This is a genomic window from Halopseudomonas sp. (genome assembly GCF_036961105.1).
Taxonomy (GTDB): domain Bacteria; phylum Pseudomonadota; class Gammaproteobacteria; order Pseudomonadales; family Pseudomonadaceae; genus Halopseudomonas.
The window spans coordinates 1-977 of record NZ_JBALWW010000047.1 but is presented as its reverse complement, the minus strand read 5'-3'; the positions used below and the strand labels follow the sequence as shown (position 1 = coordinate 977).

At 50.9% G+C, this 977-nt stretch carries 1 protein-coding gene; it reads left to right on the top strand.

Going from position 1 to position 977, the window contains the following annotated elements:
- Positions 1-146: 146 nt before the first annotated feature.
- Positions 147-977 (top strand): glutamate-1-semialdehyde 2,1-aminomutase (locus V7756_RS18880; RefSeq protein ID WP_335611748.1); only part of this gene is annotated, 831 nt, incomplete at its 3' end.

The window sequence follows — 977 nt, the reverse complement described above, 5'->3', positions numbered from 1 at the left end:
CATACATCCTTTTAGCCAGTATTGCTTATCGCTCATACTTTCTATCATTAGTTGTCCTGCGTCCATTGGCGCACGCATCAACAATCGAGGATAATAGCGTCCCTAATTTCCAAGAATAAAGCCAGACTAATCCCATGCCCAATCCCATGCAACGATCTCAGCAACTGTTTGAAGCCGCACAAAAGCATATCCCCGGTGGCGTTAATTCTCCCGTCCGTGCATTTAAAGCCGTTGGCGGTACCCCGGTATTTTTTGACCACGCTGAAAAAGCCTACCTGTTTGATGTTGACGGCAAACGCTATGTGGATTTCGTGCAATCCTGGGGACCGATGATTTTGGGCCATAACCATCCAGAAGTCATTGCTGCAGTGAAAGCCCAGCTGGATAAAGGCATGACCTTTGGCGCGCCCACGGAACTGGAAATAGAACTGGCCGATAAACTTTGCGAATTAGTCCCGGGTATGGACATGGTACGCATGGTCAGCTCCGGCACCGAAGCTACGATGAGTGCCATTCGACTGGCTCGTGGTTTCACGGGTCGCGATAAAATCATCAAATTTGAAGGCTGCTACCACGGCCACTCAGACTCTCTCCTGATTAAAGCAGGCTCCGGCGCTTTAACCTTGGGCGTACCCAGCTCACCCGGTGTTCCCGCCTCGCTGGCAGACCACACCGTGACGCTAACCTACAACGATATCGACAGTATCAAAAAAGCCTTTGCAGAAATTGGCTCAGAAGTAGCCTGCGTTATTTTAGAACCCGTCGCTGGTAATATGAGCTGTATACCGCCTGTCGAAGGCTTTCTGGAAAGCCTTAGAGCAGAATGCACCAAGAGTGGTGCACTACTGATTATCGACGAAGTCATGACCGGCTTCCGGGTTCACCCCCAATGCGCGGTGGGCCGTTTTAATATTGATGCTGACCTCATTACCTTAGGCAAAGTCATCGGTGGCGGCATGCCCGTTGGAGCCTTTGGC